Raw genomic sequence first — 18,559 nt, forward strand, 5'->3', positions numbered from 1 at the left:
AAAGAGCAGTATATTTGCGTTACTGTTCACTCTGTGCCCAGTAACATATTTACAGGAGAAATTATGAATCAAAAAGCTTTAAAATCACTTGAATATTACAAGATCATCGACCAGCTGGCCGAGAAGGCTTCTTCCCCTATGGGAAAAGACCTGTGCAAACACCTTCTCCCATCTGAAGATGTTTATGAGATCCGTCATATGCAGACCCAGACAAGAGATGCCCTCACCCGCCTTTTCCAGAAGGGAAACATTTCCTTTGGAAGCGTGAAGGATGTGCGGGGCTCCCTGAAGCGCCTGGAGATCGGAAGCTCTCTGGGAATTTCCGAGCTGCTTGCCATTGCCGGACTTCTTGAAAATACCAACCGTGTCAAAGCATATTCCCGCAACGAGCGCGGAGATGCCAGAGAGGATTCCCTTGACGGCATGTTCGAGAGCCTGGAGCCGCTGACTCCTCTCTCCTCTGAGATCCGCCGCTGCATCCTTTCCCAGGATGAGATCAGCGATGACGCCAGCAGCGGACTGATGCATGTGCGCCGCAGCATGAAAATTGCCAACGACCGCATTCACACACAGCTTGCATCCCTGGTAAACGGCAGCGCCCGCAATTACCTGCAGGATTCTGTGATCACCATGCGAAACGGCCGCTACTGTATTCCAGTCAAGGCAGAATACAAAGGACAGGTTCCCGGCATGATCCACGACCAGTCCTCCACAGGCTCCACCTTATTTATTGAGCCTCTTGCCATCGTCAAGCTGAACAACGACATCCGCGAACTGGAGCTGGAAGAACAGAAAGAAATCGAAGCAGTCCTTGCCGCCTTAAGTGAGCAAACCGCACAGAACGTGGATGCCATCCGTGCAGACCTGGAGATCATGATCCAGCTGGACTTTATTTTTGCCAGAGCCGGACTTGCCATGGATATGAATGCCACTGAACCTATTTTTAATACAGAAAAAAGAATCCGCCTGAAACAGGCACGCCACCCTCTGATTCCGAAGAAACAGGCAGTTCCCATTGACATTCGTCTGGGCGAGGATTTCGATCTGCTTGTGGTAACCGGACCGAACACCGGCGGTAAAACCGTTTCCCTGAAAACCGTGGGACTTCTCACACTGATGGGACAGGCTGGCCTTCACATTCCGGCCCTTGACCGCTCCGAACTTTCTGTTTTCCGTGAAGTTTACGCGGACATCGGGGATGAACAGAGCATTGAGCAGTCCTTAAGTACCTTCTCCTCCCACATGACCAATGTGGTGTCTTTCCTCGAGAAAGCAGATCAGGACTCTCTGGTACTTTTCGACGAGCTTGGTTCCGGTACGGATCCCACAGAGGGGGCCGCACTTGCCATTTCCATTCTCTCCTTCCTTCATGAGCAGGGAATCCGGGCCATGGCAACCACCCACTACAGCGAGCTGAAGGTTTACGCCCTTTCCACCAAAGGCGTGGAAAATGCCTGCTGTGAATTTGATGTAGAGACCTTGCGTCCCACTTACCGTCTGCTCATCGGAGTTCCTGGAAAGAGCAACGCATTTGCAATTTCCTCCAAGCTTGGTCTTCCTGATTTCATCATCGACCGTGCCAGAAAGCGCATCAGCAAAAAGGACGAATCCTTTGAGGATGTACTTGCTTCCCTGGAAAACAGCCGTGTGATCATTGAAAACGAGCGCCAGGAGGTGGAGCGCTACAAGACAGAGATTGCAGCCCTAAAGCAGGAGCTGGAGTCCAAGCAGGAGAAGCTGGATGAGCGCAAGGAGCGTATTCTCCGGGAGGCCAACGAGGAGGCCCGCAAGATTCTTGCAGACACCAAGGAATACGCAGACCAGACTATGAAGATGTTCCACAAATTCCAGAAGGATCATGTGGACACCGCTGCCATAGAGAAAGAGCGCCAGAACCTGCGCGCCCGCATGAACAAAGCCGAAAAAGGCATGTCCATGAACACTGCAGTAAAGAAACCAAAGAAAGAGCTCAAGCCCAAGGATCTTTCCCTTGGAGATACGGTTCACGTACTGAGCATGAATCTGAAGGGAACCGTCAGCAGCCATCCGGATTCCAAAGGCTTCCTTTTTGTACAGATGGGAATCATCCGCTCCAAGGTACATATTTCCGACCTGGAGCTGGTAGACGAGCCGGTGATCAATACTCCCGGACTTTCCCGCACAGGCGCAGGCAAGATCCGCATGTCCAAATCCACCAGTGTCTCCACAGAAATCAATCTTCTTGGAAAAACTGTGGACGAGGCCGTGGCAGAGTTGGACAAATATCTGGATGACGCTTACCTTGCACACTTAAAAAGCGTCCGCATCGTACACGGAAAAGGAACCGGAGCCCTCAGAAAAGGCGTACACAATTATCTCCGCCGCCAGAAGCATGTGGCTGATTTCCACCTGGCTGAGTTCGGCGAAGGAGACGCAGGCGTTACTATTGTAGAGTTTAAGAAATAAAAGGAGAAGTTATGGTTGCTAAACAGAAAATCCTCATCGTAGATGATGACAATAACATTGCAGAGCTGATTTCTCTGTATCTTACCAAGGAATGCTTTGAAACCAAAATCGTAAATGACGGCGAGCTTGCACTGAAGGAATTCCAGACCTTCCGCCCGAACCTGATCCTTCTGGATCTGATGCTTCCGGGCATTGACGGCTATCAGGTATGCCGGGAAATCCGCCACACCTCTGATGTGCCCATTATCATGCTCTCCGCAAAAGGAGAAACCTTTGACAAGGTGCTTGGCCTGGAGCTTGGAGCTGATGATTACATTATCAAGCCTTTTGACTCCAAGGAACTGGTAGCCCGCGTCCGCGCCGTGCTCCGCCGCTTCCAGCCAAAGCCGACAGCCGTTGTCAGCGACGAAAAATGTGCATCCTACCCAGATCTTACCGTGAACCTTACCAACTACTCTGTTACCTACATGGGAAAACAGGTGGACATGCCGCCTAAGGAACTGGAGCTTCTTTATTTCCTGGCAGCCTCACCCAATCAGGTATTTACAAGAGAGCAGCTTCTGGACCATATCTGGGGTTATGAATATATTGGAGATACCAGAACCGTAGACGTGCACATCAAGCGTCTCCGTGAAAAGATCAAAGATCATCCAAGCTGGTCCATCTCCACAGTCTGGGGAATCGGATATAAATTCGAGGTGAAAAGCGAATGAGAAAAACAGTGCACAGCAAACTGATCGCCTGTTATATTCTCATCGGAATCATTGGTTTTCTTTTTGCCACAGCAGGAGGATCACATTTTGTGGAATCCTATCTGGAAGGTGAGGTAGGACACCGCTTATATGACGGTGCCACCCGCTTTGCTTCGGATGAGATTGCAAAGACGCAGATCACAGAAGGCCTTCAGAAACTGGTGGATATTCTGGCTTCCGGGGAAGAAGCAGGCGTACTGCTTTTTGATGAGAATGCTCATGTGCTGGTTCAGTCCTCCAATATTGCTTCCCGAATGGCAGTTTCTGATGCAAAGTCCACTGAAATGGACTTTGCAGATGCAGATAAAGCAGCTATCAATGATAATATCTCCCCATTTGAGCTGGATTCTGAGCTTTGGGAATCAGCGGAATACCGAATCAGCAATTTTTACGGTTATTTCGACAGCCCGCAGTTAAACGTGGTAGCTCCCATAAAGGATTCTGAGAAAATCCTGGGATATGTGACCTATCATTATGACATGCAGCAGCTTTATCAGAAACGCAGTGGTCTTCTTGGAATCCTTCAGATGATTTTCTTTGGAGTATACGCACTTTGCGGACTTTTGCTTCTGTTCTACCAGAAATGGGTGCACATTCCCATGAAGCAGATCATTAAGGGGGCTTCGGAGTATGCAAACGGAGATCTGACCTACCGCATTCCGGTAAAGTCAGAGGACGAGCTGGGTTACCTTTCCAATACCCTGAATTACATGGCTGACAAGATCAACCAGAACGGGGAGTACCAGCGAACCTTTATCGCCAATGTTTCCCATGATTTCCGCTCTCCCCTTACTTCCATCAAGGGCTATGTGGAAGCGATTCTGGATGGTACCATTCCGCCGGAGATGCAGGACAAATACCTGAATATTATTTCCCATGAGGCAGACCGTCTGGAAAAACTGACCCGCAGTCTTCTGGTGTTGAACGATCTGGATCAGCGCAAACGGATGATGAACATCCGCCGTTTTGATATCAACGATGTGATCAAGAATACAGCCAATACCTTCGAGGGAACCTGCTCCCGGAAAAATATTGATCTGGAGCTTTTGCTGTCCGGCAAGGAACTGTTTGTGGAAGCGGATATGGAACAAATCCAGCAGGTACTGTACAACTTACTGGACAATGCTATTAAGTTCAGCAATGACAATTCTTCCATCAACATTGAGACAACTGTGAAGAATGGAAAGGTGTTCGTGTCTGTGAAGGATCACGGAGTGGGAATTCCAAAAGAAAGTCTTTCCAAAGTGTGGGATCGTTTTTATAAGACAGATACTTCCCGTGGAAAGGATAGAAAAGGAACCGGACTTGGACTTTCCATTGTAAAGGAAATCATCCGGGCACATAATCAGAATATTAATGTAATCAGTACAGAAGGGGTTGGAACAGAGTTTATCTTTACCCTGGAAAAAGCGAAGTGAGAAATTTGGGGATGGCAGAATCTGCCATCCCCTGTTTATTATTTCCAATTTTCTCTGCCATACAACTGCTTATTCTTTACTTCCAGTCGTATTTCCGTAAATGTCCTTCCAGCTTCAGATGGGCGAAATCATGCTGGCGGAAGGCTTCGTAGAGAATGATGGCTACGGAGTTGCTTAAATTCAGGGACCTGGTCTCGCCGAACATGGGGATTCTGACACAGGTTTCCTGATTGTCTCTTAAAATCTCTTCCGGAATTCCGGCGCTCTCTTTGCCAAACATGATGAAGCAATCGTCCTCATACTGTACATCCGCGTAGGTCTGAGGAGCTTTGGTAGTGGCATAGTAAATCTTCGCTCCTGGATTCTTTGCCAGAAAGTCCTCGTAATCCACATATCTGGTTACGTCCAGATCCTTCCAGTAATCCATTCCGGCACGCTTCAGTGCTTTCTCACTTAGAGAAAAGCCCAGGGGCTCGATCAGATGAAGACGTGTTCCTGTTGCCACACAGGTACGTCCGATATTTCCTGTATTTGCCGGAATCTCCGGCTCATGAAGTACAATGTTTAAGGTTCCCATTTTATTCTATTATTATCTCCTGTTTCTGCAGTACTTTATAAATCTCATCTTTCGCAGGTCTTTCCAGATATCTGCCGTTTCCGTTATAATACAGCATTCTGTCATTCCCACTGTTGGTCTGGCCAATTACGGCAGCCATAAGGCCCATGCGGCGAAGCTCCAAAACCAGCGCCTCTCCTGCCGGAACGCCAATCAAAATAGTTCCCTCTGACTGCAGTTTATATGGATTTACATCAAAAATCTCACAAATCTCAATGGTTTCCTGCCGGATGGGCACTTTGGTAAAATCCATTTCCAATCCCACCTGGGAAGCTTCCGCCATTTTCCAGAGGGCACTTAGAAATCCGCCCTCTCCCATGGCATATAAAGCAGTGGCCCCAGCTTTCTTAGCTGTTTCCCAGGCTGCGCTTTCCTCTGGATTTTCTCCTACACCGTAACTCTCCTGCATGTTCTCAGAATCATACAGAAATCCCTGGGAAAAATGTTCCCTGAGAATCTCATGCTTTTCTTTTGCAATCAGGGCAGTTCCCTTAAGGGCTACGGCTCCTGCCACAACCAGCTCATTTCCCGGCGAAAGCTGCCCGCAGATTTCTGCCTGCAGCGCCTCCATAGCTGCTTTTCCAAGTCTCATCTTCCCACATCCTTACAGAAGAAGAGAAATGACCGTAGGCACTACCATTGCCAGAACAAGAATCACTGCAATGATGGCTGTCACAAGCTTTCTTTTTTTCGGATCAAACATTCCCATATTTCTAACCTCTCTTTATAGCTGGATCTCACGCACTGCGGCATTGTTCAGCAGCGGATCCCGGTTTTCATAATCAAATAATAATACTCTGCCGTCACGGAATACCTCAATCTGGGCAGTCTTCGGAATCTCCTCCCTGCGCCTGTATTCCCAGATGGCTTTCTCGTAAGGCTTCTGGTCCTTTTCAAAGGACGGATGGCTTTTGAGCTTTTCCCGAAGATACAGATCGTAAATCATGGAATCTGCCACCTTTTCCCAGGTAATGGCGTCCTTAGAACCGCCAGTCTCTTCCCTGACAAACTCCAGCAAAATCTCATAGCGTCTCATTCTGGAATGGGAAATTTCAGAATAGCCTTTTTTCTCATAGTACTGTCCCAGTTTCTCGTACAGGGTAAACGCATCCTCAAAAAGCGGCTCTATACAGGCAATAGTATTCTGAAACTGTCCGCTGTTATAGTACACTTCTACCATACTTTCCACCATTTTCAGGCGCAGAATGTCCTCGTAAGGCAGCCATTTGGTTCCCAGTACCTCATAAGGCTCCTGTTCTTTGTACACGATCTGGTACTCTTCCACCATCTCTTTCATATGAGAGCCTTTCAGCACCTTCAAAAATCCAAGCTGAAGCTGCTGGGGCTTCAGTGCGTACACGTCGTTGAAGGATCTGTGAAAGCTTTCATAGTCCTCGTAGGGAAGACCTGCGATCAGATCCAGGTGCTGGTGAATATTCTGAAAACTATGAATGCGGTTTACGATTTCTGCCAGCCTTGGGAAATCCATGGTACGGTGAATGGCACGGATAGTGTCCGGATTTGTGGACTGTACTCCAATCTCCAGCTGGATCAGTCCCGGGCGCATAGTGCTCATCAGCTCCAGTTCATTCTCCCTGATCAGGTCTGCGGAAATCTCAAAATGGAAGTTGGTGATTCCATTGTCGTGATCCTTTATGTACTGCCAGATGGCCATCGCATGGTCATGCTTGCAGTTAAAGGTTCTGTCCACAAATTTTACCTGAGGCACCTTGTGATCCAGGAAAAACTGCAGTTCCTTTTTGACCAGGTTAATATCTCGGAATCTTAATTTCTTGTCGATGGAAGACAGACAGTAGCTGCAGGAAAAAGGACAGCCCCTACTGCTTTCATAATAGATGATGCGGTTCTCAAAATCCTCCAGGTTCTCATATGCAAAGGGAACCTTGCTCAGATCCATAAGCTGACGCCATCCGTTGTTCTGAAGAGCTCCGTCCGCTTTTCGATATACAAGTCCTCTGGTTTCTTCCAGGGTGACACTTCCGTCCACATAATGCTTCACAAGCTCCAGGAAGGTTTCCTCCCCTTCTCCTACCATAACGCCATTAAAGGCAGGATTTTTCCCAAGAAAGGTTTCTGCATCGTAAGAAACCTCCGGGCCGCCTGCCCAGAACGGAACATCCGGCAGGATCTTGCGAAGATCCTGCATCAGTTCCCGCACAAAGGTAATGTTCCAGATGTAGCAGGAGACACATACCACATCCGGATGACAGCGGTAGATGTCTTTCAAGATGTCATCTTTTAGCTGGTTAATGGTGTATTCCCGAAGCACAACCTGGCTGTCATATTCCTTTGCATAGGCTTTCAGATTAAAGACAGCCAGATTGGAGTGTATATATTTTGCGTTGCATGCTGCAAGTAATATCTTCATTTTAGATTACTCGTCAAGCAGCTTTTTCAGGTCTTCTTTTTCTGTAAGGCCAACCAGACGGTGTGCTTCCTCGCCGTTCTTGAATACGATCAGAGTGGGAATGCTCATAACACGGAACTGCTGTGCAAGCTCCATGTTCTGGTCTACGTCAACCTTGCCTACTGCATAGCCTTCTTCTCCCAGTTCTTCCACGATTGGGCCCTGACGCATGCATGGTCCGCACCAGGTTGCCCAGAAGTCCAGAAGGAACGGTTTCTCAGATTTCAGTACTTCTTCTTCAAAATTCTGTGTTGTGATTACTTTTGCCATAATTGATTCATCCTTTCTATCTGATATTATTTTGTAACTGTTGATTTGCTGCGCACATACTGATTGGCGCTGATGCCTGCCTGGGCGCCGTCATAGACGGCTTTCGCCACCTGGAGAAGTCCTCCGGTACAGTCGCCTGCCGCGAAAAGACCGGGGATGGAGCTCTCCATCTTATCGTTTACTTTTATGTTTCCTTTCTCGGTAAGGGATGCGCCCATCTGCCTTGCCATCTCCGCGCTTCCTGCAGTTCCCATAGCCACGAAAATGCCGTCAGCGGGGGCGAAGGTTTCCTGCTTCGTGGAATCTTTGCACTCCTGTGTGCTGACTTCTGCCTCTTCTTTCTTTCCAGAAATCACACGCAGCCCGGATACCTTGTCATCACCTTCCACGCACTGAATCTTCATGGTATTCACTGCAAAAGACGGCTCTCTGGAAAATTCCGGTTCTTTGCCATCGGTATAGATGGTAACAGAACCTGCCATTGGGGCCAGTTCTTCTGCCTCATGAAGCGCAAAGTCACTGTTTCCAACCACGGCAACGTCTTTGCCTCTGTAAAAGAATGCGTCGCACACCGCACAGTAGCTGACTCCTCTTCCCTCGAACTCCTTAATTCCAGGAATGGAAGGAGCTTTTCGTTTGCTTCCTGTGGCAAGGATCACGCTGATAGTCTCGAAATCTCCGGCAGTAGTCTTTACCTGGAAGGTATCAAATCCGCCAATGCCAAGAACCTGGGCATCCAGAATCCGCACGCCAAGAGCCTTCGCCTGGGCTAATCCAATCTCAAAAAGCTCTTTGCCGGACACAGGATGATCCATGCCGTAGTAATTCTCTATTTTCTCCGCTTTTTCCAAAGCGCCGATTCCATTGTTGATCACAAGGGGATCCATGTTGGCCCGCGCAGCATACAAGGCTGCTGAAATTCCAGCCGGTCCGGCGCCGATGATCACTATTTTTTCCACATTCTCACCTGCTTTTTATCAGATTGCCTGTAGGGATTTCTCTGTTGCTGCTCACTGTGAGTCAGCAATACTGCTTCTACAGGTTACTGCCATTCTAACATTACTATATATGAAAAGCAAGGCATGGATTTTACAATGGCTATCTCTTTTGGACGTTTTGCATTCTTGAAATTGACAGATTTTACAGATTTTTGCAAAAATTCTGTTGCATGCGAAACATTTCTGTGGTATGATAACGTCTGTAAGTTCAAAGAACTTGCAAATGCCCAGATAGCTCAGTTGGTAGAGCAGAGGACTGAAAATCCTCGTGTCGCTGGTTCGATTCCGGCTCTGGGCATTTTTCTATACCTTTTTTTGCTCACGGCTGGTTAGAAAAAGCCTGGGCATTTTTCTATACCTTTTTTTTTGCTCACGGCTGGTTAGAAAAAGCCTGGGCATTTTTCTATACCTTTTTTTTGCTCACGGCTGGTTAGAAAAAGCCTGGGCATTTTTCTATACCTTTTTTTTGCTCACGGCTGGTTAGAAAAAGCCTGGGCATTTTTTTGTTAGAAAAAGCTGCCCCCGGAGGGACAGCCTTTTTATTTACTCGGATAGCATTTTGTCGAGGATTTCGTTCAGCATCTCTCTTGATGTGACCTGGATTGCCTCAATTCCCATATTCCTTGCCGCTTCCACATTGTCTGCGCGGTCATCGAAGAACAGGCACTCCTCTGCTTTCAGATCATATTTCTCCAGAAGCAGCTCGTAGATTCTTCTGCCAGGTTTGATCTCCTTCACCTGGTAGGAAACGATTCCACCGTCAAGAACCTTCAAAAAAGAAGCATCCTTCGTATGCATCTCGAATAATTCTTTTGAATAATTGGACAATATGTAGATGTTATAGCCTTTTTTCTTTAGTCCGATAACCTTTTCCCAGATTTCAGGACGCTTCACAGCCATCCTTTCTCCATTTCTGAGAAACCATTCCATTACCCGAATATCCTGCGGATACAATTTACCGTATTCCAGAATCGCCTCATCCAGAGTAATCCGGCCACCGTCCAGACCAAGTCCCCACAGATCATTCTCAAACATTTCGTTTCCGATTCTGTTTGCCTCCTCCGAAGACAGCCCAAAATCTTCTGTGAGCATCTCAAACCAACGATACCCGATCAGAACATTTCCAACATCAAAAATCAAATTGCGAACCATATTAGTCATCATAACCATTCGGGTTATTGCTCTGCCATCTCCAGGAATCCTCGCACATTTCACGGATGCCATTTTCTGCAGTCCAGCCAAGCTCTCTGGCTGCCTTGGAAGCATCGCAGTAGCAGGTTGCAATATCACCGGCACGACGAGGTTTGATCACGTATGGGATCTTCACGCCTGTTGCAGCCTCGAAGTTCTTCACAATGTCAAGAACGCTGTAGCCTTTGCCTGTACCAAGGTTGTAGATTGCAAGTCCCGGATTCTCCTCGATCTTCTTGAGGGCTTTTACATGGCCTTTGGCAAGATCCACTACGTGGATATAATCTCTCACACCAGTTCCGTCCGGAGTGTCGTAGTCGTTTCCGAATACGCCAAGCTCTTTCAGCTTGCCAACAGCAACCTGTGTGATGTATGGCATAAGGTTGTTCGGGATACCATTTGGGTTCTCTCCGATGGTTCCGCTCTTGTGTGCTCCAATTGGATTGAAGTAACGAAGAAGCATTACATTCCACTCAGGATCAGCCTTCTGAATGTCAGTCAGCACCTGCTCCAGCATGGATTTGGTCCAGCCGTATGGGTTGGTGCACTGTCCCTTCGGGCACTCTTCTGTGATCGGGATCTGAGCCGGATCACCATATACAGTTGCAGAGGAAGAGAAAATAATATTCTTAACGCCGTGTTTTCTCATTACATCTACAAGAGTCAGGGTTCCTGCAATATTATTCTCATAATATTCCCATGGTTTCACTACAGACTCTCCAACTGCCTTCAGTCCGGCGAAATGAATACAGGAGTCAATGTCTTCTTTGTCAAAAATCTGGTCGAGGGCTTCTCTGTCCAGGATATCAGCTTTATAGAATTTCACTGGCTTGCCTGTAATTTTGGAAACTCTATCAAGTGCCTTCTCGCTGGAATTGGACAGATTGTCCAGAACTACTACATCGTAACCGGAGTTCTGAAGTTCTACAACTGTGTGGCTTCCAATATATCCTGCACCGCCTGTTACTAAAATTGCCATGATAATTTCCTCCTTATGCAACCAACTTTTGGTTTCCTTATGGTATCCGCAAAGACAACTTATTCTCTGCAAGTTTTAGGATACCACTATTTATATTTTTGTACAATAGCTTTCATCTCAGATAATTTCTGTTCCATATCCCAAACAAGCTTAAACTGGGTTCTGGCACGATCCAGATTGTGATTTTCCCTGTGGATACGGAAATAATGGTCTCCCTCAAGGTGATCTGCAAGGAAGCGCATTCCACATTCAAAGGTCATAAGAATGGCGCCCATAGGAAGCATTTCCACTTCCAGATCTGTAAGTGCACCGCCGCAGCCTTCCAGGAATCCCTTTACATACACTTCAAACAGGTGAAGGTCACAGGATACTTTGGAAATGTCCTGTTCGTCCTCTGCTGCCGTGCTGGCTCCGAAGCGGATGGAATCTCCGAAATCATTCAGGGAAAGTCCCGGCATTACCGTATCAAGGTCAATGACGCAGATTCCCTTGTGGGTGACATCATCGATCATAATATTGTTCAGCTTGGTGTCATTGTGAGTTACGCGAAGCGGCAGCTTTCCTGCTTTCTGAAGGTCCACAAGGGTATGTGCCAGCTGCTCTCTTTCCAGGACAAACTGAATCTCCTTCTGGACATCAGCTGCGCGGCCACACGCATCCTCTGCCACAGCCTTTTTGAAATCGCCGAAACGCTTCACTGTATTGTGAAAATCCGGAATGGTCTCATGAAGAGTTTCTGCCGGATAATCAGAAAGAAGTCTCTGGAAATTACCAAATGCAAGGGCACTCTGGTAGAAATCCTCATCATTTTCCACCTGGTCAAAGCAGGTCGCTCCTTCAATAAACAGGTAGGCTCTCCAGTATTCTCCTTCTTTATCTACCAGATAAGGGGAACCCTCGCGGTCATTGACAATATTCAAAGTCTCACGCTCCACATCCCCGCCGTTCTCCTGGATTTTCTTCTTCAGCCAGGAGATGACTCCGCTGATATTTTCCATAAGGCCAACGGGATCCTTGAAAATCTGGTGATTCATTTTCTGCAGAATAAATTTTTTCTTTCCGGTATCTGTGGAAAATACCGCACAGTAAGTCTCGTTAATATGACCGTTTCCAAAAATACCAACCTCTTCCAGTTCTCCGCCAAAATCAAAGCCTGAAATTACTTCCAGCAGTTCCTGACGGCTTGCCTCTTTTGCTCTTTCCACGGATCAGTCCTCCCACAGCTTCTGAGGATAAACGCCTTCATCCTTCATCTTCTGGACAGCAGCCATTACAACCGGCTTGTCCTCTTTATAGGTAACGCCATACCATTTGTCCATGGATTTCAGCACCTTAACAGTGGCTTTCTTCTCACCAAGAAGCTCATCTACTACAAATGGAAGGAAATACTCGCACTTCAGCGGGTTCTTCTCTATGTTCTTCTCAAGGAATAACGGGAATCTGTCCTTCAGCTCCTTCAGAATGCTTGCGGAAAATCCCCACATGTTCATGGATACGGTAGCATCCATAGGAAGTGCGGTCCAGGTAGCACCGTCATCCTCTGTGTAGGCTGCGCCGCCGTCCTTTTTCTCAATGTGGGTACGCTCATTGATATCCTTCAGGTATCCGTCCTCGTCTGTCACACATACGCCTCGTGCCACATGGCCGTTGTCGGTAAGGGTGTTCTCCAGCTTGTAGCCAACCATCATATACTGGTAAACACCATCCTGATCCTGGTTCTTGGTAAGGAAATCATAAGCCATCTGAAATGCATGACGTCCATAATAATCGTCTGCATTGATAACTGCAAATGGTCCGTCGATCACATCGATACAGCTCATGATCGCATGACCTGTGCCCCATGGTTTCACACGTCCTTCCGGAACCTGATAGCCTTCCGGAAGATTGTGCAGATCCTGGAATACAAAGACTACCTCTGCATGCTTGCTCATGCGGTCGCCGATGGCTGCACGGAAATCTGCCTCGTTTTCTTTCTTTATGATAAATACAATTTTTTCAAATCCTGCCTGGAGCGCATCATAGATAGAAAAATCGATAATAATATCTCCCTCTTTATCTACCGGGTCGATCTGTTTGAGACCGCCGTATCTGCTTCCCATACCTGCTGCCATTACTACTAATGCTGGCTTTTTCATATTACTGCTACCTCCCTGCTTTCGCGCAATAAAATTTCAATTTTGTTACTCTGATTATCGTAACAGACTATCCCATTCTTGTCAATTTTAACCTCAAAGTTCCTGCAGAACTCCCAGCCCGTTTCCAAGTTTTTTCCCGGACAGAAGATACTGTTTTGCCCTTTTTTGCAGGGTGGTGTTTTCTGGATATTTTTCCGGATTTTCTTCCACCTTTCCGAAAATTCGCCACTCTGCTTCTTTCTCTGCAAAATCAATGTCCACAATCTGAAAATAATTCTGAAACTGCAGGATATTGCTTGTCTGTGAAAGTACTTCTTTCAGCCCCGGATATAAAAGCCAGGAATGACACAGATAAGGCAGCTCATCTCCCCAGAAGCTTTTTCCTTTTTCCAGGGAATGGGCTGCTGCCTGGGGTGTCAGCTTTTCCCCCTGCGGAATGTGAACACTGATCACCGGGTGGCCTTTTCTTATTTCCCAGACCGCAGCGTGGATCTCCCATGGAGATTCCATTTTTTCAAATTCCAGCCTTCCCAGCCGGAAAATCTGCAGGTCAAAATGACGGAAAAACCAGTCGTATTCGTTGATGCCATACTCCCCATATTCCCGGAAGCAGTTTTCACACCATAGGGTAAGATCATAAAAGGTAGCGTCAAATATTTCATCCCCGATTCCCTGTGACTGATAATCCTCATAGGCTTCTACTCCCATGCGGCAGAAATCATACAAAAACCGCAGCCGATAGTCCTTATGCTGCTTTACCTTCTCATAAAACTGCTGCCTGTTTCTTCTATAGAGCATTTTATCCTGCAAATACTGTTCTTCTTTTATTCTTTTGGAAGCAGCCAGCTGTTTCAACATTTCCACAGCTGGCTGCACCATATGAATTCTATTCAAAAATTCAATTAATTCCACTTACAAAACTCCCCGAAATCGATAACCTGTCCTTTTACTCTTGCTTCCTCTGCTGCCAGGGCCATCAGATGGCTTTCCACAGAAACGGAGGCATCTGTCTTTCCTTTTTTGCCTTCTCCGATCATTCTTACGAAATCACGCATCATGCTCATGTCGCTTCCGTTGTGTCCCTTGGCCGGAGTGTGCAGCTGTATGGTTTCATGGTTCTGGCTTACGAAATCAATGATCTCGATCACGCCCGTGTCCATATCTCCCTTGATTTCCCCCTTTGTTCCCATAAGGCGGATCCGTCTTGCACACTGGTTGGTAAATGCGGTCATAAGGAAGGTAGCGGTCACCTGATTTTCAAAATGGATATCCACACTCTGATGATCCACAACGGTGTTATCACAGTGGAACACACATCTGCCGTAAGGCCCTTTTTTCAGCGCTTCCAGAACATGCTCCGGGTCTGCCGGATCTGTTACGGCATACACAAGCCCGTCATCCACTGCTTTGGGATGCTCCAGATAAAACCTTGGTGCATAAAAGGCACATTCATCCCTGTGGCTGCAGCCATCCAGACAATAGGCAGGCGCACCTTCGGGACTGTTTTCCTCTTTGAAATAAGATAATTCCCCGAAGGAGCTGATGCTTTCGCATTTGCTGTCCGCCAGCCACAGCATAATATCCATATCATGGCAGCATTTCTGCAGGATCATAGGGCTGGATTCCTCTGCATTTCGCCAGTTTCCGCGGACAAAGCTGTGAGCGTGGTGCCAGTAGCCCACTTCCTCCATGTGCTGAATGGTCATCAGCCTTCCGATTCTGCCCTCTTCCAGAAGTTCCTTTAATTTGGAAAAGAAGGGTGAATACCGAAGTACGTGGCACACAGACAAAATCCGGTTGTATTTTTTCGCCATCTCCCCCATCTTTATGATTTCTTTTTTGTCCGGGGACATGGGCTTTTCACAAAGTACGTGATAGCCTTTTTCCATAGCCATCACAACTGGCTCATAATGCATCTGATCCTGGGTGCAGACCATAGCGCAGTCCGCCATTTTTTCTTTTGCCAGAAGCTCCTCATAGTTTTTGAAGCATAATTTCTCCGGAATGTGATGCTTCGCAGCAAAAATCTCCCTGCGCTCTTTATCCGGCTCTGCAACTGCCACAACCTGAAATTCGTCCGGATGATCCAAAGCATACTGGGAATACACATAGCCGCCCCTAAGACCCGCTCCGATCAAAATTGCTGTAACTTTTTTCATATTCTGCTCACCCCTGTCTCAAACGGATTTTTAAAACTGTGTCTTTCTCGTCGGGCAGTGGATACGTAAATACCGGATTCTCCCCAAAGGATAAAAATGCCACATCCGGATACAGTACGGTATTCCAAGCCTCTCCTCTGTTTACCTCGCTTCCATCTGCAAGATAGGTAACGGATTCCAGCTTATCCGGTCCGATTCCATATAAAGGCAATGCACCAAGAGGAGTTTCATAAACATGGGCATAAATTACATCGCCATTCTGGGTATACCTTCCCCAATCCGGTTTTTCCAGCTGTGAAATACCGCAGCCGTAAATGCTCTCTTTATTTTTGTCCATCCATTTTCCCATCTCCGTGAGAATTTCCTCACTCTTAGTCGGAATGTTTCCCCGACCATCCGGGCCCACGTTCAGGATCATGTTGCCGCCCTTGCTGACGCACTCCACCAGTTTTCGCACAAGCATCTGAGGTGTTTTGTACTGATAGTCGAAATTGCAATATCCCCAGTGGTTGTTCATTGTGGCACACAGTTCCCATGGAATGGGATTTCCATGTTCATCGCACACACCCTTTGGCGGAATGATCTGCTCCGGGCTTGCGAAATCGCCGCTATAGATCAGAGGCTCATCTGTGGTGATGCTGCCGTGATTGTCACCTGCCCCTTCCAGGCGGTTGTCTATAATTACGTCCGGCTGGTAGGTGCGCACCATTTTAATCAGCTCAGTTGCCTTCCATTTTTCCCCGGTCATATCATCATAAGAAAAGTCAAACCACAGAAGATCCAGCTTGCCATAATTGGTCACAAGCTCTTTTACCTGTCCATGCATGTATTCCAAATACCGGTCAAAATCAATTTTTTCATCCTTGTATGCCAGATTGTTCCGCATTGGATGCTGCCTGTCCCCATATTTTGGAAAGTCTGGATGGTGCCAGTCAATAATAGAAAAATATAGTCCGGTCTTCAGCCCTTCCTCATGGCAGGCATCTACAAATTCTCTTACCAGATCGCGTCCGGCTTTTGTATTTGTTGCTTTGTAATCGGTCAGCTTGGAATCAAACAGGCAGAAGCCATCGTGATGCTTTGCAGTAAGAACTGCATATTTCATTCCCGCTTTTTTCGCCAGGCGAACCCACTTTTTCGGGTCATAATCTACAGGATCAAACTGTTCAAAATACTTGTGATATTCTTCTGTTGTCATTTCTTTTTCTGACATCATCCACTCGCCGCAAGCAGGAATGGAGTAAAGTCCCCAGTGAATAAACATGCCGAATCTGGCATCCATAAACCATTTTGTACGCTTTCTAATTTCTTCGTTCATATTATTGTTCTCCTATTGTTTTCTAAGTCTTCAAGCGTGTTTGAAAAATCATCCCTTTACTGCTCCGCCGGACAGTGCCTCAATAAAGAATCTGCTGAAAATACAGTACAAAAGCACAGGAGGCAAAATAATAATTACCATAGCAGAAAAAAGTCCGTTGTAATTAGTATTAAAGGCAGTTGTAAAGGTGGACAAAAGTGCAGGAACGGTCAGCTTTTCCCTTGTGATCAGTACAAGAGATGCCCAGTAATATTCGTTCCAGTTATTCAAAAAAGCAAGCACTGCTGCCGTCATAATGCCGGGACGGGCAATTGGGAAAATTACCTTTACCCATGTCTGCACATAGCCGCAGCCGTCAATTCTGGCTGCCTCCTCAAGCTCTCTTGGAATGTTGTCATAGTAGTTTTTGATTACAAAAAAGCTGACTGCAATTCCGCTGCAGGAATAGATCAGGATCAGGGCAGATCTGGTATCATACAGATGCAGGCGGTTTACCAGGTTGTAAACCGGATAGGTAAGGGCTGTGGCGGGAATGAACATGGTGGAATATAACAGGATATTCACCAGTGCCTTTCCCTTGAATTCCATTCTTGCAACTACATAGGCAGACATGGAGATCATCACAACGCTGATCACAACGGATATACCGGCAACAAACAAGCTGTTTCCAAAGTACCGGAGCACATGCAAGTCTTTAAATGTGGAAATATAGCCATCCAGGCAGATAGATTCCGGAAGCTGGAAGCCAGGTCTTGCCATCGGATCTTTTTTCAGACTGGAAAGAACCAACCAGCCAAGTGGGACTAATGATACGATCAGCGCCCAGGCAAGACAGATGTAGGTCACAATTCTTGTTCCCATTGGCATACTGTTGACACCTTTTTGGGTGTTTGCTTTTTTCATATTCTTCCTCTTTTCTTATTTCTTCTCTTTTTTGAAGGAAATGCTGTACGCAAAATTGATTACCAGAATAATCACCATTCCGGCTAAAATCTGTATCATGGCAACTGCGTTGGCACGACCGAACTGGGTTCTTGGGCTGGTAATGGCAAGCTCACGAATGATATAGCTGATACTGTAGGTTCCTGCAGCGCCCTTTGTCAGGAAGTAAACCTCGTTGTAAAGGAGGAATCCGGATGTGGCAGCAAGTACAGATACGGTTTTTAAGGTTCCTTTTATCATGGGAATAGTGATATGCCAGTCCTGTCTTAAGCCGCTTGCTCCGTCCAGCATGGCAGCTTCCCTTACCTCTTCCGGTACTGCCATAATATTTCCCAGAATCATCAGGGTGGTGGTCCCAGTAAAAAAAATGTAAGCACAGGTCATTGCCACAAAAGCAGATCCCTTCAGAAGCAGAATATTATCAGTAAAGTCCTTATGAAAAAGACGAATAATTGGATTGATGATTCCATAGGACGGATTATACAGCTGTAAAAATACAATGCCCATTGCGGCAGTTGAAATCATATTTGGAATAATATAAACATTTCGTACAAATTTGATGCCTTTTACTTTTCTGGACAGTGCCAGAGCGATCAGCGTTGCTATAGGAATCTGAACTACCGCACCCAAAATTGCCCATGTTGTGGAATTGCGAAGGGCTTCCCAGAAAAACGGATACTTGTTAAAAATATAATCATAATTGTCCCAAAGATTGCTCCAGCCGAAAAATTCCGGGCTGGTAATGTTAGTGTAATCCCATTTGCAAAAAGAAGTGACAAACACGGTGATAATGGGATACAGATAAAATACGCAAAATGCAATAAGAGTAGGTGCAAGAAAAGCAATGATAAAGCTTTTTCTACGCATTCCCAGCTTATTCTTTCTTTTGTTCACAGCTTTCAAATTTT

At 46.6% G+C, this 18,559-nt stretch carries 17 protein-coding genes and 1 tRNA gene; 4 read left to right on the forward strand and 14 right to left on the reverse strand.

Annotated features, from left to right (window positions below; translation table 11 throughout):
* Positions 1-63: 63 nt before the first annotated feature.
* The 3 genes from H8S54_RS09790 to H8S54_RS09800 are packed head-to-tail and all read left to right on the forward strand — an operon-like array spanning position 64 to position 4,615.
* Positions 64-2,445 (forward strand): endonuclease MutS2, encoded by a 2,382-nt coding sequence (locus H8S54_RS09790; protein ID WP_021925192.1) that lies wholly within the window; start codon positions 64-66, stop codon positions 2,443-2,445.
* An 11-nt stretch (positions 2,446-2,456) separates the two neighbouring features.
* On the forward strand, positions 2,457-3,158 hold the full coding sequence (locus tag H8S54_RS09795; RefSeq protein ID WP_021925193.1) for a response regulator transcription factor: 702 nt from the start codon (positions 2,457-2,459) through the stop codon (positions 3,156-3,158).
* Positions 3,155-4,615: a sensor histidine kinase gene (locus tag H8S54_RS09800; RefSeq protein WP_186901409.1), complete on the forward strand. Its 1,461-nt coding sequence runs from the start codon at positions 3,155-3,157 to the stop codon at positions 4,613-4,615. Before H8S54_RS09795 ends, H8S54_RS09800 begins: the two co-directional genes overlap by 4 nt.
* A 76-nt stretch (positions 4,616-4,691) precedes the next feature.
* On the opposite strand, the gene H8S54_RS09805 is transcribed toward H8S54_RS09800, so the two are convergent.
* From H8S54_RS09805 to H8S54_RS09825, 5 genes are all read right to left on the reverse strand, one after another.
* Positions 4,692-5,192 carry a tRNA (cytidine(34)-2'-O)-methyltransferase gene (locus H8S54_RS09805; protein WP_021925195.1) on the reverse strand — a complete coding sequence of 167 codons (501 nt, stop codon included), beginning with the start codon at positions 5,190-5,192 and terminating at the stop codon, positions 4,692-4,694.
* A 1-nt stretch (position 5,193) separates the two neighbouring features.
* Positions 5,194-5,823: an AIR synthase-related protein gene (locus H8S54_RS09810; RefSeq protein WP_021925196.1), complete on the reverse strand. Its 630-nt coding sequence runs from the start codon at positions 5,821-5,823 to the stop codon at positions 5,194-5,196.
* A 132-nt stretch (positions 5,824-5,955) separates the two neighbouring features.
* Positions 5,956-7,620, reverse strand: coding sequence for a B12-binding domain-containing radical SAM protein (locus H8S54_RS09815; protein ID WP_173765315.1), 1,665 nt, complete (start codon positions 7,618-7,620; stop codon positions 5,956-5,958).
* A gap of 6 nt (positions 7,621-7,626) precedes the next feature.
* Positions 7,627-7,956, reverse strand: a complete 330-nt coding sequence (gene trxA, locus H8S54_RS09820) for a thioredoxin (RefSeq protein WP_330608623.1) — start codon at positions 7,954-7,956, stop codon at positions 7,627-7,629.
* On the reverse strand, positions 7,956-8,888 hold the full coding sequence (locus H8S54_RS09825) for an NAD(P)/FAD-dependent oxidoreductase (RefSeq protein WP_021925200.1): 933 nt from the start codon (positions 8,886-8,888) through the stop codon (positions 7,956-7,958). Before H8S54_RS09825 ends, trxA begins: the two co-directional genes overlap by 1 nt.
* A 264-nt stretch (positions 8,889-9,152) precedes the next feature.
* Here H8S54_RS09825 and H8S54_RS09830 point away from each other — a divergent pair.
* Positions 9,153-9,225, forward strand: a tRNA-Phe gene (locus H8S54_RS09830).
* A 245-nt stretch (positions 9,226-9,470) separates the two neighbouring features.
* Here the strand turns inward: H8S54_RS09830 and H8S54_RS09835 are convergent.
* The 9 genes from H8S54_RS09835 to H8S54_RS09875 all read right to left on the reverse strand — a co-directional run bounded on the left by H8S54_RS09835 (position 9,471) and on the right by H8S54_RS09875 (position 18,518).
* Positions 9,471-10,097: an HAD family hydrolase gene (locus H8S54_RS09835; protein WP_243176772.1), complete on the reverse strand. Its 627-nt coding sequence runs from the start codon at positions 10,095-10,097 to the stop codon at positions 9,471-9,473.
* Entirely contained in the window at positions 10,081-11,097 is a 1,017-nt protein-coding gene (gene galE, locus H8S54_RS09840) for a UDP-glucose 4-epimerase GalE (protein WP_021925202.1), read from the reverse strand. The genes H8S54_RS09835 and galE overlap by 17 nt, the downstream gene beginning before the upstream one ends.
* 86 nt (positions 11,098-11,183) lie before the next feature.
* On the reverse strand, positions 11,184-12,302 hold the full coding sequence (locus H8S54_RS09845) for a phosphotransferase enzyme family protein (protein WP_186901410.1): 1,119 nt from the start codon (positions 12,300-12,302) through the stop codon (positions 11,184-11,186).
* 3 nt (positions 12,303-12,305) lie between these two features.
* Positions 12,306-13,232, reverse strand: coding sequence for a nucleotidyltransferase family protein (locus H8S54_RS09850; RefSeq protein ID WP_021925204.1), 927 nt, complete (start codon positions 13,230-13,232; stop codon positions 12,306-12,308).
* A gap of 93 nt (positions 13,233-13,325) precedes the next feature.
* Positions 13,326-14,144: an acyltransferase domain-containing protein gene (locus H8S54_RS09855; protein ID WP_186901411.1), complete on the reverse strand. Its 819-nt coding sequence runs from the start codon at positions 14,142-14,144 to the stop codon at positions 13,326-13,328.
* A complete protein-coding gene (locus H8S54_RS09860) occupies positions 14,135-15,391 on the reverse strand; it encodes a Gfo/Idh/MocA family protein (protein WP_186901412.1) in 1,257 nt (418 codons plus the stop codon). The genes H8S54_RS09855 and H8S54_RS09860 overlap by 10 nt, the downstream gene beginning before the upstream one ends.
* A gap of 7 nt (positions 15,392-15,398) precedes the next feature.
* A complete protein-coding gene (locus H8S54_RS09865; RefSeq protein ID WP_186901413.1) occupies positions 15,399-16,709 on the reverse strand; it encodes an alpha-L-fucosidase in 1,311 nt (436 codons plus the stop codon).
* 48 nt (positions 16,710-16,757) lie between these two features.
* On the reverse strand, positions 16,758-17,612 hold the full coding sequence (locus tag H8S54_RS09870) for a carbohydrate ABC transporter permease (protein ID WP_186901414.1): 855 nt from the start codon (positions 17,610-17,612) through the stop codon (positions 16,758-16,760).
* Positions 17,613-17,627: 15 nt separating this feature from the next.
* Positions 17,628-18,518 carry a carbohydrate ABC transporter permease gene (locus tag H8S54_RS09875; protein WP_186901463.1) on the reverse strand — a complete coding sequence of 297 codons (891 nt, stop codon included), beginning with the start codon at positions 18,516-18,518 and terminating at the stop codon, positions 17,628-17,630.
* Positions 18,519-18,559 lie beyond the last annotated feature (41 nt).

The organism is Blautia segnis, from assembly GCF_014287535.1.
Lineage (GTDB): Bacteria > Bacillota > Clostridia > Lachnospirales > Lachnospiraceae > Blautia_A > Blautia_A acetigignens.